Genomic DNA, 13,825 nt, shown 5'->3' on the forward strand with positions numbered 1-13,825 from the left:
GCAGGGCGGCACCTCCACCGTCAGTGCCGTGGCACCGGCCGGGGACGCCCCGTACCGGTGGGTGCCCCGGCCCGGACCGGCACACCGACGAGGAGCTGCAGCAGGGCGCCGATCGCCATCCCGGCCGCGGCGCCACCGACGACGTCCAGCGGCGCGTGCGCGCCCAGGTGGACCCGGGCGACGCCGTTGAGCACGGCCAGCGCCAGGACGACGACGACCCAGCGCCGGTGCAGGTACGGCGCGACCAGGACGACGACGCCGAAGGCGATGACCGCGTGCCCGGAGGGGAACGACAGCCCCGCCGACGGCACGTCCCGCAGCACGGCGCCGGGGATGGTGGTGCCCGGGCGCTCCCGCTGGACCAGCGCCTTGAGGAGGTCGTGCTCGACCACCAGCTTCACCGGCACCAGGGCGGCCAGCGCCAGCACCAGCCGCCAGCGGCGCAGCACCGCGGCCGGGACCGCCACCAGCAACGGCATCCCCAGCACCCCGAGCAGCTGGAACCCGTAGAGCGGGGCCCGCCAGGCCTCCGGCCAGCCGTTGACGAACCGGAACACCGCCTGCTCGGCGCCACCGACCCGGCCGGAGGCGGCCACCCAGCAGCACACCGCGGTGCCGGCCAGCCCTGCCGCGGCGGTGACGGCGTCGCGGTGCCGGCGCTGGACCCGCACGCTCACCGGGGCACCAGCGCCCGCTCCGCCGTGGGTGCCGGCCGGCGGCCCACGCCGCGGCGCCACAGCGCCCAGGCGACCACCCCGGCGGGGATCGGCACGAACCAGGTGAGGAACCGGAACAGCAGCACCGCGCCGGTCGCCGTGGCGGCTCCCACGCCGACCGCGGTGAGGCCGGCGACGTAGCTCAGCTCGGCCACCCCCAGCGCGCCCGGCGTCACCGGCACCAGGGTGACCAGCCGGGTCAGCGCGAACACCGCCAGCACCCGCGCCCCGGAGACGTCGGCACCGGCGCCGCCGACGCAGCGCAGCGTCGTCAGCAGCACCAGGAACAGCGCCGCGTGGCTGCCGATCGCGGCCAGGGTCAGCGCCGGCCACCGCCGCTGCAGCAGGGTGCGGGAGTCGGCCCGGAACCCGTCGACCCGCTCCACCCACCCGCTGGGGCCCGGGCGGTGCAGCAGGCGCGCCGTCCGCCCGGCGATCCGCTCGCCGGTGCCGGCGAGCCAGCGGGCCGCTCCCCGGTGGGCCAGGACGGCGATGAGCGCACCGACGGCCAGCACCAGCACGGCGGCGCCCAGCACCGCGGCGACCACCAGCGCCCGGGTCGCGTCCCCGGTGACCGCCAGCGCCAGCAGGGCCACGACCGGCATCCCCAGCTTGACGAAGTTGTTCCAGATGCCGGTCACCACCACCGCCCGGGTGATCGCCGCAGGGGAGTGCCCGAAGGAGTGGTACATCGCCGCCGTCGTGCCCACCCCGAAGGCGAAGCCCGCGGGCACCGTGTTGCTGACCGCGGTCGACGCCTGGTCGGTGAGCACCGCCCGCCGCCAGCCCAGTCCGGGCAGCGCCACCGCCCACAGCGGCGCGTAGGAGACGAGGTTCACCAGCGCCACCGACGCCAGGACCGTCGTCTCGGCCCAGGTCAGGTCACGCACCAGGTCCCAGGCCGCCGAGTAGTCCCCGATCCGGGGGAGCACACCGGCGAAGACGACGGCGACCACCAGCAGGCTCAGCGTCGCCCGGGCGCCCGGGCCGGTGAGCGCCTGCCGCAGACCGCTCACCGGACGGCGCGCCGGCGCGCGGACCGGATGAGCAGCGCACCACCGCCGACCGGCAGCCAGAAGGCGAGCGACCGGTACAGCAGCACCGCGGCGCACGCATCGGCCAGCGGCGCGCCGAGCGCGGGCAGCGCGAGCAGCAGGAGCACCTCGCCGGCACCGGGCAGGGACAGCGCGGGCACGAGGACCCAGAGCAGGCGCAGCACCGCGTAGACGGTGGTGCTGGCCAGCAGCGGGACGTGGGCGCCGACGGCATGCAGCGCGGCGGCCAGCGCAGCGCCCTCCAGCGCGATGCCGGCCGCCGACCACCCGGTCAGGGCGAGCCAGCGGACCGCCTCGGCCGTGGTCCCCGGCGGGTGCGGCGCGGCCCGGCCCAGCGCCCGGGGTCCGGGCGCCGCCCGGACGCCGCGCCGGGTCAGCAGCTGGCCGAGGACCACGAGCAGCAGCGCCCCGGCGCCGACCAGCACGACGGGCACCGAGGACTCGGGCGCCTGCCAGTCCGACAGCCGGCCCTCGACCAGCCCGAGCACCAGGGCCGTGCCGGCGACCAGCACCGAACCGAGGACGGCGCCCCGGGCGGCCCGCACGGTCGCCCGCTCCGCCGTCGCGGGCAGCACCCCGGCGTCCTCCAGGAAGCGTGCGGCGACCTGGCGCCCGCCGGGCCGGCCGCGCAGCACGCTGGCGCAGTCGGTGGACATGGTCGCGCCGAAGGCCCGACCCAGCGCGATCCGCCGTTCCACGCTGACCAGCACCGCGGCCGCCATCGCGGCCCGGCCGAGCACCGCGAACGCCAGGGCGCCGCCCAACCACCGCCAGCCGCCCCGCTCGACCGACTCGAGCACACCGGTGGCGCCGGCGATGACGGTGAGCCCGACGAAGACGACGACGGCCGAGCCGGTGACCGCCAGCCGTGCCGGGGTGCCGGCCGGCAGCGCGCCGGGCCGGTCGGGGTGCGGCAGGCCGAGCTCGGCGCGCACCGCGGCCCGCAGCTCGGACAGCCCGCTGCCCTGCTCGTGCAGCCGGCTCCGGGTGGCGGCCGAGCGGGCCAGCGGGGTCAGGCCGGGCAGCGCCTCGGCCACCGCCTCGGCGCCCAGCGCGGACACGGCGGCGGAGACCAGCACCGCGACGTCCGTGGTGCCGGCCAGCGAGGCGAGCAACTCGGCGACGTCGCCGGCCAGCGCGTCGGCGCCGGCACCGATCTCGGCGTTGCCGAAGTCCAGCAGCCACGGCTGCCCGTCGGCGTCGACCAGCACGCTGGCGGCCACGAGGTCGTGGTGGGCGATCCGCGCCCGGCGCAGCAACGCCACCTGCTGCCAGACCCGGCCCAGCAGTCCGGGGGTCAGCTCGGCGGGTGCCAGCTCGTCCAGCGGCCGGCCGCGGAGCCGCTCCTGCACGACCACCGCCCCGCGGTCGTCACCGCGGGCCAGCAGCACCGCCGGCACCCGGACACCGCGCTGCCGGGCGGTCAGCGCGGCGACCGCCTCGTGCTCGGCCTGCTGTCCCAGGGGCGCCAGCGCGTCGGCGTCCTTGACGTCCCGGACGGCCACCCAGCGGAACACCCGGTAGAGCCAGTCCCGCTCGTAGCGGTCGGGGTCCAGGACCTTCACGAAGACCGCGCGTCCCTCGGTGCGCCCGGTGAACGGGTGGGAGCTCAGCGCGGTCACCCGAGCCGGCCGGAGGTCGTCCACCGGCAGCCCGAAGCGGCTCAGCAGGGCGGCGACCCGGGCCACCGGCGGGTCCCAGCGCGGCACGCCGAACGCCCAGTGCACCAGCGACCCGATGGCCCAGCCGGCCGCGATGCCACCGACGACGTCCAGCGGGAGGTGCGCGCCCACGTGGATGCGGGCCAACCCCACCGTCCAGGCCAGCGCCCAGACGACCCGGCGGGGGCGGCGGGCCAGGTAGGGCGCGGCGGCGGTGGCCAGCGCCGCCGCGACGGCGGAGTGCCCGGAGATGAAGCCCAGCCCGGTCACCTGCTCGTTGAGCACCTCGCCCACCGGCAGCCCGATCGGCCGCTCGCGCTGCACCACCCCCTTCACCAGGTCCGCGACCAGGTAGGCCAGGCCGCCGGAGACCGCCAGGTCGCGGGCCAGCCGGAACCGGCCGGTCAGCGCGGCCACCGCCGCCAGGGTGGGCACGGCGACCACGTTGCCCAGCTGCATGACCAGCCAGACGACCGGCAGCAGCAGCGTGGGCAGGTCGTTGACGAGGCGGAACAGGTCCCGCTCGAGCAGCGAGATCTCGCCGCGCCGGGCGATCAGGAAACCGGTGCCCAGCACCGCGAGGCCGAGCCCGACCCGCACCAGGTCCCCGCCGTGCCGGTGCGGCCGGTCCGTCACCGCCGGGGCGGTCCGGACGTCCGGGGCAGGCGGTTGCCGACGGGGCAGCACGTGGACGTCCATGCCACTCAGTGCACTGCGCCCCCGGTCCCGGTCGGCAGGGTCTTCCGTCCCCGGTCCGGGCACGGTGGTCCCCGGACCTCAGTCGACGGCGACCGTGGTCGACCAGGACACGAGGACGTCGCCGTCCCAGGTGCGGCCGGTGAGCTCGACCCCGACCGTGGCGCCGCCGTCGTCGGTGACCTGCACCGTGCCGAACTGCCCGGCGCCGGGGAAGGTGCCCTCGCTGTACGGCCCGCCCTTCACCGAACCCGGCCGGTCGAGCGCGCCGGCGTGCAGCAGCGGGAAGCCCCCGCCGCCCCCGGTGCCGTAGCCGGTGTGGGTGCCGTCGTCGACGGCGACCATGTGCGCGTCACCGCTGACCATCACCAGGTCGTCGATGCCGTGGGCCGCGATCACGTCGGCGATCTGCCGGCGCTCGGCGGCGAAGCCGCCCCAGTCGTCGCGGCCCGGCTCGTCCGGCGCCACCCAGGGATCGGGGTTGACCCAGACCACCAGCGCCGCCTCACGGGAGGCGCGCACCAGCTCCTGCTCGAGCCAGGCCAGCTGCCGGGCACCCAGCATCGAGTCCGCGGTGCGCTCGGACCGGGTGTCGGTGAGCAGCACCCGCACCCGGCCCACGTCGAAGGACTGGTGGATCGCCCCGCCCTCGCCGTCGACCAGGGGGTGGGAGGGCACGTACGTGCGGTAGGCGGCGCGGGCGGTGGCGCGCACCGGCGACGTGGCGTCGGAGTCGTTGCCGCCGTAGTCGTGGTCGCCCCACGTGTAGGCGACCGGGACCTGCCGGTACAGCGCCGCCTGGGCCGGGGCGGTGAGCGCGTCGGCGTACCGGTCGCCGAACACGCCCACGTCGGCCCGGGTGACGTTGCCGTAGTGCAGGTCACCGGTCTGCAGGTAGAGCAGCGGGTCGACGGCGCGGATCGCGTCGAACACCGCGCTGCTCGAGCCGGTGCCGGCGCAGCCGCCGACCGCCAGGGTGAACGAGGCCGGGCCGTCGGGCACGGTCGAGAAGCTCCCCGTGCCGCGCCCCCGGTCGGCGGTGCCGTCGACCTCGACGGCGAAGGTGTAGCGGGTCGCCGGTGCCAGCCCGTCGACGGCCAGCCGGGCCACCCCGTCGTCCGCCGTCGTCACCGTCGCCGAGCGGTGCTGGTCGCCGTCCGGGCCGGTGACCAGCCACCGGACCTCGCTGCCCGGCTCGACCTGGGCGACCGCCCGGGCCGAGCGGTCGGTGACGCCGCCGGTCCACACCCAGCTCACCCGGTCCACCGGCAACGCCACCTGTCCCGACAGCGGGGAGGCGGGGCCGTAGAGCCGGTCGTGCACCGCAGCGCCCGCGGTGTAGGTGCCGGCCAGCAGCAGGGCGGTGACGACGGCGAGCACGGTGACCGAGCGCAGCGTCCTCCGGCGCTGCCAGTGCAGCCACAGCCCGACGGCGGGGACCAGGAACCCGGCAGCCACGAGCAGACTGACCCACGGCTGGTACGCCACGGCGGCGAAGACGGCCAGGGCCAGCCCCGCCACGGCCACCAGGGCCGCGCCGGTCGCCTCCCAGCGCAGCGCCACCAGCCAGGCGACCGCGGCCAGGCCCAGCAGCGCCAGCTGCACGGTGCGCGAGGTGGTCGGCCCCATGGCCTCGCCCTCGGGGCTCACCGGCAGCCCCTCGACCAGGGCCAGACCGGCGAGCACGACCAGCACGGCGGCCAGCCCGATCCGGCTGGTCCGCTGCAACCCCGCCAGCACCGCCGGGTCGAGCCGCAGCAGGCCGGGGGAGTCCGCGCGGTCAGCCGGCGCCCACGGGCACCCGGCGCAGCGCACGTGCAGCCCGCGGCGTTCCAAAGCCCACCAGGTGGCCAGCACCAGCGCGAGCCCGACGAGCGCGCCGGCCACGACGTCGGAGGGCCAGGAGACCCGCGCCCGCACGGTGCCCACCGCCACGACGAGCAGGGCGGTGCCGGTGACCGCCAGCGCGGCCAGGGCCGGGCGACGCCGCCGGGTCCGTGTGAACACCGTCAGCGGCACGAACCCGGCCATCAGCGTCGCCTGCAGCACCGGTCCGCTGGGCAGCGAGTCGGTGAGGCCGGCCAGGGGTCCGTCCGGCGGGTGCGCTCGCTCCACCGCATCGGTGAACCACCTGGTCAGGACCAGCGAGCTGCCCACCACGGCGAGCTGGCCCAGCGCCAGCGGTGGGCAACGCTGGGCCAGCAGGGCCAGCACGGCCGCCACCGTGACCGCCACCGGCACCTGGCCGAGCAGCTCCCAGCGCAGCGCGGTGCCGCTGGCGCCGGTGACCTCGTCGTCGAACTCGCCGAGGAGCTGGGGTGCCCCCGCGGTGGTGAAGACGAACTGGGCGGCCGCCGCACCGGTGAGCACCGCCGCCCAGCCGAGCAGCAACACCGCCAGCCGCCGCCGCTCCCCGCCCGCCGCGGGCGGCAGCTGACCCAGCGGCGTGCGGGCGAGCAGAGGGCGCACGGCCCGCGGCGGCGCCGGCCAGCGGACGGCGAGGACGGCGGAGACGACCGCGACCGCGGCCACGGCCAGGGCAGCGAGCAGCAGCGTCGCGTACAGCCAGCCGACCTCGCCACCGAACAGGCCGGTCGGCTGGGCGTAGTTCTTGGTCGCGCCCCGGGCACCGTAGACCGCCAGGGCCCCGGTGCTCAGCGCCAGCAGCACGTAGTGCACCCGGGGGCGCAGCCCGGCCAGCAGGGCCGCGTCCGGTGCCGCGCCGGTGGCGACGAAGGACGCCGCGGCGCGGGCCTCCAGCGTCGAGCGGCGGTCCCGCCCGCGCCGCTGACGCCCGTGGAGGGCGTCCCGCAGCAGCGTGAACGCCGAGACCAGTACACCGGCGCCCATGATCGCCGGGACGAAGATCTGGGCCCGGTCGACGTCGGCGTCGGCCCACCAGTCCTCCTTGACCCGGCGGCGGTTCACGTCGGCTCCCCCGTCTGCTCGGGGGCGTCGGCGTGCACCGTGACCACCCCGGCGTCGCCGTCCACGGTCACCCAGCGCCCGTCGAGCACCGCGGTCGCCCCGGCCAGGTTCAGCACGCCCGGGAGCCCGAGCTCGCGCGCGACGATCGCCGCGTGCGACAGCGGACCGCCGCGCTCGACGACGATGGCGCCCGCGCGCAGGAACAGCGGCGACCAGCCGGCGTCGGTCGCGGCGGCCACCAGGACCTCGCCGGGGCCGAGCAGCTCCGGCCGGGGTTCGCGGACCACCCGGGCGCGGCCGGTGTGCCGGCCGGGGCTGGCCGCCCAGCCGGACAGCGTGTCCCCGGTCGGCGGCTCCGCCGGGCCGGTCGCCGGGCTGCCGGTGAACCGGACCGGCAGCGGCGCGTCCCCGGCGCGCTGCTGCAGCCAGCGCTGCCGTCGGGCCAGCACGGCCGGCGGGGGAGGAGCACCGCGCAGGGCCGCCGGCAGCTCGGCGGCGCGCAGCAGGTCGACGTCCGCAGCCGCGTCCAGATCCCCTCCCCGGACCAGCCGGGCACCCAGCTCCAGGTGCACCCGGCGGACCTCCCCGCCCAGCGCGAGCACGGCGGCCTTGACCTGTTCCCGGCGCGCCAGGCCGTCGGTGGCGTCGGTGATCAGCCGGCGCAGCACGTGCATCCGGATGTCGACCACCTGACCGGTCAGGATGCGCACGCGCCGCCACGCGGGCCGCGACCGCAGCTCCTCCTCCAGCTCGCGGCGCGCCCGGTCCCGTTCCGCCCGGCGCGGTGGCCGGACCGGCAGCGCGGCAACGCCGCGCTCGGCCCAGGTGGGTCCGGCGAAGACCGCCGCGCTGGCCGCGGCCGACCGGCTCCGGGACCGGCCCGCCCCGGTCGTCACCCGCTGGGCCGCTGCGGCGGCCGCCTCCTCCCCAAGGTGACCGGCCAGCGTGCGCTCCAGCTCCTGGTAGGCGGCCACGGCCGCGGAGGCGACGGCGAACTCCGCGGTCATGGCCCGCGTCCCCAGGTCCAGCAGCCGCTGCCGGTAGGCGAGCAGCGCACCGTCGTCCACCGTCGGGAGGTCCGGCCGCGCCGCCAGCACCTCATCGACGGCCGGCACGACGACGGCGGCCTCCGGCGGCGCGGCGCGCCGCGCCGCGGCGGCGCGCAGCACGACCCGGCCGGTGCGCCACCACCGCGCGGGTGTGCCCTCGTGGGCCCCGGGCAGTGCCGCGCCGAAGTACTGGCGCTCCAGCTCGGCCTCCGACCCACCGGGGACCGCCCGGGCGGCGGCCTTGAGCAGGTCGAGGTCGAGCGCCGCCCGGCCCTGCACGCGCCGGACGAACTCGTGCGGCCCCGAGCGGTCCGCGGGCAGGTGCCACAACCTCCCGAGCACGGTCCGCAGGGCCTCCTCGACGAGGAAGGAGGACACGTCCCACACCAGCGGGGGCAGCAGTCCGGGCAGCGTCTCGCCGATCCCGGCGGTGGTCAGCTCCGCACCGTCGGGAGGGGTGTCGCTGCCGTCGTCGGTCCGGGCCGGCCCGGTCGTGATGGGGCGTGCCTGCACCAGCCACGTCGTCGCGCCGTCCCACGCCCACTCGACGTCCTGCGGGGTGCCGCCGACCGCCTGCTCGACCCGCAGGGCCAGCGCGGCGGCCTCCCGCACCGGGCCGGGGGTGTCCGCGGCGGCGGGGCCCGACCGCGGCACCAGCCACACCTCGGGCGTGCGCTCGCCGGACACCAGCGCCTCGCCCAGTTCGGGCACCGCCTCCACCCGGACCGACTCGGCCGACCCGCCCGGGTCGACGGTGAAGGCGACGCCGGCGGACCGCGCGGGCACCATCCGCATCAGCACCGTCGGCATCGCCACGTCGTCGCTGCTGATGCCCCACGCGCGGCGGTAGGCGCACGGGGCCGGGTGCCACAGGGAGGCCCAGGTGCGGCGCACCGCGTCGAGCACCCGGTCCGGCTCGACGTCCAGGCTGGAGTGGTACTGGCCGGCGAACGACGCCCCGGCCATGTCCTCGACCGTCGCTGACGAGCGCACGGCCACCCGGCCGCCCCCGCCCGCCTCCCGGGCGGCCGCCACCAGGCGCTCGGCCAGGCTCGCGGGCACGGGGACGTGCTGGAACCGGGTGTCCACCTCCTCGGCGGGGACGACCTCGCCGGCCCGCAACCGGGCCAGCAGGTCGGCGAGCTCCGGCTGCGCAGCCACCGCCCGGTAGGCCGACGCGGTGACGACCGCGGTGTCGGGCACCGGGAAACCGGCCTGGACCAGCCGGTCCAGCGAGGCGGCCTTGCCGCCGAGCTCCTCGCGCGGGCACGGGGCCCCCGGGCGCAACCGCACGACCTCGGCGTGGAGGACGGCCGGGCTCATGGCCGGCTGTCCGCCCGGGCGGTGTCGCCGTCCGCCGGGGCGGTGTCGTCGACGAGCCCTGCCCGACAGGCGGCCACGCAGCGGTCGGCGAGCCGGTCGACGGGCTCTCCGGTGGCCGCAGCGCGGACGTGCAGCCACCGGGCCAGATCGGGCCGCAGCACCACGGCCGACCGGTGCCGGGTCTCGGTGGCCAGCGCGCCGAGCAGCAGCCCCCCGACCGCGGCCAGCAGCACCACCAGGTCGGTGTCACCGGCCCGGGTGGCGTCGAGGACACCGATGACGGAGACCATCAGCGCCACCAGCACCAGCACCCCGGTACGCGTCATGCGGACCCCCTCGGTCGGCTGGGGACGGACGCTCCCGACGCTAGGACGCCCGGGCGCTCCGGCCCCCGGCCGATCGGCCCGCCACGGCGGGACCTTCGGCGCGGCTCGCGGAGGCGGCGGAGGAGGCCGACCCGGGGACGGGGGACGAAGGTCCTCGTCGGGTGAGTGGTGACGGAGACAGGGTCCTTGGCCCTCGGTGAGGCGGCATCGGGGTGCGCCATGGTGGCCTCCCCGACCACGGTGACCGAGGAGTCGGCTCGCGGGCCCGCTCCTCAGGCAGGAGGAGCCATGACCAGGTCCGTGCAGTTGCCCGTCGTGCGGTACCGGGGCCGGCGTCGCCCCAACCCCTCCGGGGATCTCGGCCAGTTGCTCTCCACGGCGCCCTGCTTCCGCCGCCGGCTCACCGGCTACGACCGGCTCCAGGTGGACAACTACCTGTCCTGGGCGGAGTCGGAGCTGGAGCTGGCCGGCCGGCAGCTGGACGAGCTGACCCACCGGCTGGGCAGGTGCACGGCACAGCTCCAGCAGGCCGAGCAGCGGCTGGCCACGTCCCCGGCCGGCTGGGAGATGGGCCGGGTCTCCGACCGGGTGGCCGAGATCCTGCGGCTGGCCGCCGACGAGGCGGCCGACCTCGTGGAGGCCGGGATCGCCGAGGGCGAGCGACTGCGCGCGGAGGGCGAGGAGGCCGCCGTCGCCGTGCTGCAGGAGGCCCATGCCGTCCGCGCCCAGGCCGTGGCCGACAGCGACCGCCTGCGCGAGTCGGCGCAGTGTGCCCGGCGGACGGCAGAGGCGGAGCTGGAGCAGGTCAGGACCCAGGTGGCCGTGCTGCTGCACGTCGTCGCGGCCCAGCAGGCGGAGGCGGCGACAGCCGTGACCGAGGCCCACCGGATCGCCCAGCAGGTCCGGGAGGCAGCGCAGGCGGAGTTCAGCCGGGCCGAGACCTGTCGGGCGCTGGCCGAGCAGGTGGTCACCCGGTTGTCGGACGAGCTGGAGACGGCACTGGGGGAGCTGGAGCCCGCCCCTGCCGTGCTCGCCGTCGTCCCGGCGGCGCCGGTGCCCGAGTCCTCTGCCTTCGACAGGGCGGACCGGCGATCGGCCTCCTGAACCACGACGGGCCACGAACCGCTGGTCGGGCACGCGGGTGGTGCGCGCCGGGCCGTCATCGGGGCCTGCCGGGATGTCCTCGTGCTGGTGCTCGCCTGCTGCGGATGTGCCGGTTCTCCGGACGCTCGCCCGGCTGCTCAGCCGGTCAGTGGCCCGGCGACCAGCTGGACGGTGATCCCGCCGGCGACCAGGAGGACGAGCCCGGCGAACCAGCGGCGGAGCTGTGCGGTGTCCAGCCGGCTGCCGAGGCGGGCGGTCAGCAGTGCTGCGGCGACGGCCACCGCGGTGAAGGTGAGGGTGACCGGCAGGTCGAGGTCGACCTCACCGGCGTGCGCGGCGAACCCCGCGGCGGAGTTGACCGCCACGATCAGCAATGACGTCCCGATGGCCGTGGTCATCGGGAGGCCCAGGGCGACCACGAGCACCGGGATGATCAGGAAGCCGCCGCCCACCCCGAGCAGGCCGGTGAGGAAGCCGACGGCCAGGCCCCCGGCCAGCGTCCGGGGCAGGCACCGGCGCCAGTCCACGGTGCCGCCGGTGGTGGAGCAGGCCGCCCCGGTGTCCGGCCGGTCCTGCAGCATGCGCACGCCGGCGGCGACCATCAGTGCCGCGAACAGGGCCAGGACGACGGCGTCGGGCAACAGCCGGTTGACCGCGGCCCCGGCGAAGGCGGTCGCGGCACCCGCTGCACCGAACAGGGCCCCGATCCGCCAGGCGATTCGCCCGGCCCGCAGCCGGGGCGCCAGCGCCACCAGAGCGGTCACGCCCACGACCAGCAGAGAGGTGGCCACCGCCTGTCGCAGCGGTTGTCCGACGGCGTAGACGAGGCCGGGGACCGCCAGCACCGACCCGCCACCGCCGAGCAGACCGATGAGGGCCCCGATGACCAGGCCCAGGCCGATGGCCGCGATCACCGGTCCGCCGGCCGGCAGGTCACCGGCGGCCGAGGACCCGGCTGAGCCGCCCGGCGGGCCGTGGGTGTCCCGGGCACCGCTGGGCCGATGGCACACCGGCCATCACCTGGTCGACGTGCCGGCCGCAGCCGGCCCAGGTGGTCTTGCCGCAGGTGCTGCACGTGGTCGCTCGACACACGGGGTCCTCCTCCATCGGGTCGTGGATGATCGGGCCGGCTGCCACCGGGAGGCGGGGGAGTCCTCACCGGTGACAGCCGGGCTCAGGCCGAGACCGGCTCGGCGTGCAGGCCGACGGCGGCCGCACCGGTCTCGGGGTCGGCGTAACCGCCATCGACCAGCACCGGCCGGCGACCCGCGCGGGCGAGCAGGGAGGCTGCGACGGACGCCCGGTAGCCGGACCCGCAGTAGACCCACACCTCGCCGTCGGGCACTTCGGCGAGCCGGCTCCGCAGCTCGTGGACCGGTACGTGCAGCGAGCCGCGCACCGCGCCGCTCGCCCGCTCGTCGTCCCGGCGTGCGTCCAGCACGGTCACCGGTCCGGCGGCCACGGCTGCCGCCAGTCCCGGGAAGTCACTGACCGGGTAGGAGTCGAGCGCCCCTCTTACGGACAGTTCTTCCGGGGTGCCGGTGGCGGCGCCGGCGAGGCGGTCGATGCCGATCCGCACCAGTTCCCGGCGGGCTCCCGCGATCTGCTCGTCGGACTCACCGAGCAGGGTCAACGGCGCCCCCCAGTCGTAGAGCCAGCCCAGGTACGTGAGGAAGTTGGTGGACAGCTCGAACGACAGCGCGCCGGGCAGGTGGCCGGCCGCGAACGCCGTGCGGTTCCGCAGGTCGACCACCCATTCCCCGGCGGCGAGCCGTCGGGCCAGCTCGGCCGGCTCGAGGGTCCGGGGTGCGGAGAGGTCCACCGGAGCGGGGCCCGCAGCGTTCGTCGGTCCCATGTGTGCGTAGTAGGCCGGGTACGCACCGAGGCCGGCGATGAGCTCGTCGACGAAGGTCTGCTCGTCCTGGGTCAGCGCAGGGTTCACCCGGGCCTGCTCACCGATGGTGGAAGAGGTCCCGCTGGTCGGGGTGGCGGAGCAGAAGCTGCCGAAACCGTGGGTGGGGAAGACCGGGGTGCCGGCCGGGAGCTCGGCGGCCAGCCGGCGGACCGAGTGGTACTGGGCGTGGGTGAGCGCACTGGTGTGCGTGTCCCCGAGCAGGTCGGTCCGGCCGGTCGCACCGTAGAGCAGCGAGCCTCCGGTGAACACCGCCTGGACGGCCCCCGCGGCATCGACCAGCACGTAGCTCACGTGGTGGTGGGTGTGACCGGGGGTGTGCAGCACCCGCAGGCGCAGGGGCCCCGCGGTCAACACGTCGCCGTCGGCAGCCGGGACCCGCTCGTAGGCGACGGTGTCCCCGGCCGGGACCACGTATCCAGCGCCCGTGGTGCGAGCCAGCTCCAGGCCACCGGTGACGTAGTCGTTGTGCAGGTGGGTCTCCAGCACCAGGGCGATCCGGGCACCCCGGTCGACGGCGAGCCGTTCGACCCGGTCCCAGTCGCGCTGCGGGTCGATGACCACCGCAGTGTCCCCAGCGGTGACCAGGTAGCTGCGGTCCCCGAGGCTCGGGGTCTCGATCACGTCGATCTGCACAGGTTCTCCTACGGTACGGGGTAGGGGTATGAGGCGGTCATGGAGGGTCCGGGGGGCCGGACGGCCGGTGTCAGGCGAGGGACAGGAAGAGGCGCTCCAGTTCACGCAGGTCGACGTCGCGCTTCTCGCCGTCCGCGGTCGTCGAGCAGTGACGCATCCCGGTGGAGACGACGGCGAAACCGGCTCTGCTCAGGGCCTTGGACGCCGCAGCCAGTTGGGTCACGACGGCCGAGCAGTCACGGCCGTCCTCGATCATCCGGACGATCCCGCCGATCTGACCCTCGATGCGCCGCAGGCGCTTGACGACGTCGGCGAGCTCGCCCTGGGGGATGTCCACGACTCGATGGTAGGTACCCCCGGGGGTATGCGCAAGGTGTCCGGGACAGCCCGTCGAAGGGCCTCCAGTCCGGGCCCGACGC

Annotated in this window: 10 protein-coding genes; 1 reads left to right on the forward strand and 9 read right to left on the reverse strand. The window is 76.8% G+C overall.

Annotation, left to right across the window (positions count from 1 at the left end; genetic code table 11):
- Positions 1-20: 20 nt before the first annotated feature.
- The 6 genes from ACGBYP_RS10805 to ACGBYP_RS10830 all read right to left on the reverse strand — a co-directional run bounded on the left by ACGBYP_RS10805 (position 21) and on the right by ACGBYP_RS10830 (position 9,754).
- Positions 21-677: a phosphatase PAP2 family protein gene (locus tag ACGBYP_RS10805; RefSeq protein WP_411583881.1), complete on the reverse strand. Its 657-nt coding sequence runs from the start codon at positions 675-677 to the stop codon at positions 21-23.
- Positions 674-1,732, reverse strand: a complete 1,059-nt coding sequence (locus tag ACGBYP_RS10810; RefSeq protein WP_411583883.1) for a lysylphosphatidylglycerol synthase transmembrane domain-containing protein — start codon at positions 1,730-1,732, stop codon at positions 674-676. The genes ACGBYP_RS10805 and ACGBYP_RS10810 overlap by 4 nt, the downstream gene beginning before the upstream one ends.
- A complete protein-coding gene (locus ACGBYP_RS10815; protein WP_411583885.1) occupies positions 1,729-4,068 on the reverse strand; it encodes a phosphatase PAP2 family protein in 2,340 nt (779 codons plus the stop codon). The genes ACGBYP_RS10810 and ACGBYP_RS10815 overlap by 4 nt, the downstream gene beginning before the upstream one ends.
- A gap of 141 nt (positions 4,069-4,209) precedes the next feature.
- Positions 4,210-7,056, reverse strand: coding sequence for an alkaline phosphatase D family protein (locus ACGBYP_RS10820; RefSeq protein ID WP_411583887.1), 2,847 nt, complete (start codon positions 7,054-7,056; stop codon positions 4,210-4,212).
- Complete coding sequence (locus tag ACGBYP_RS10825) at positions 7,053-9,428, reverse strand: PEP/pyruvate-binding domain-containing protein (protein ID WP_411583889.1); 2,376 nt, start codon at positions 9,426-9,428, stop codon at positions 7,053-7,055. The genes ACGBYP_RS10820 and ACGBYP_RS10825 overlap by 4 nt, the downstream gene beginning before the upstream one ends.
- Complete coding sequence (locus tag ACGBYP_RS10830; RefSeq protein ID WP_411583891.1) at positions 9,425-9,754, reverse strand: hypothetical protein; 330 nt, start codon at positions 9,752-9,754, stop codon at positions 9,425-9,427. The genes ACGBYP_RS10825 and ACGBYP_RS10830 overlap by 4 nt, the downstream gene beginning before the upstream one ends.
- A gap of 288 nt (positions 9,755-10,042) precedes the next feature.
- Between ACGBYP_RS10830 and ACGBYP_RS10835 the strand changes: the two genes are divergently transcribed.
- Positions 10,043-10,858, forward strand: coding sequence for a DivIVA domain-containing protein (locus ACGBYP_RS10835; protein ID WP_411583893.1), 816 nt, complete (start codon positions 10,043-10,045; stop codon positions 10,856-10,858).
- A 137-nt stretch (positions 10,859-10,995) separates the two neighbouring features.
- On the opposite strand, the gene ACGBYP_RS10840 is transcribed toward ACGBYP_RS10835, so the two are convergent.
- From ACGBYP_RS10840 to ACGBYP_RS10850, 3 genes are all read right to left on the reverse strand, one after another.
- Positions 10,996-11,868, reverse strand: a complete 873-nt coding sequence (locus tag ACGBYP_RS10840; RefSeq protein ID WP_411583894.1) for a sulfite exporter TauE/SafE family protein — start codon at positions 11,866-11,868, stop codon at positions 10,996-10,998.
- A gap of 164 nt (positions 11,869-12,032) precedes the next feature.
- Positions 12,033-13,406: an MBL fold metallo-hydrolase gene (locus ACGBYP_RS10845; RefSeq protein ID WP_411583896.1), complete on the reverse strand. Its 1,374-nt coding sequence runs from the start codon at positions 13,404-13,406 to the stop codon at positions 12,033-12,035.
- 70 nt (positions 13,407-13,476) lie between these two features.
- The gene (locus tag ACGBYP_RS10850) at positions 13,477-13,743 is read right to left on the reverse strand and encodes a metal-sensitive transcriptional regulator (RefSeq protein WP_411583898.1); all 267 of its coding nucleotides are present in this window, start codon (positions 13,741-13,743) and stop codon (positions 13,477-13,479) included.
- Positions 13,744-13,825: the final 82 nt, after the last annotated feature.

The sequence above is a fragment of the Modestobacter sp. SSW1-42 genome (assembly GCF_046635825.1).
GTDB lineage: Bacteria > Actinomycetota > Actinomycetes > Mycobacteriales > Geodermatophilaceae > Modestobacter.

Excerpts from the sequence above, each read along its gene's own strand:
- ACGBYP_RS10825 (WP_411583889.1), bottom strand. The coding sequence starts at position 9,428 with ATGAGCCCGGCCGTCCTCCACGCCGAGGTCGTGCGGTTGCGCCCGGGG.
- ACGBYP_RS10830 (WP_411583891.1), bottom strand. The coding sequence starts at position 9,754 with ATGACGCGTACCGGGGTGCTGGTGCTGGTGGCGCTGATGGTCTCCGTC.
- ACGBYP_RS10835 (WP_411583893.1), top strand. The coding sequence starts at position 10,043 with ATGACCAGGTCCGTGCAGTTGCCCGTCGTGCGGTACCGGGGCCGGCGT.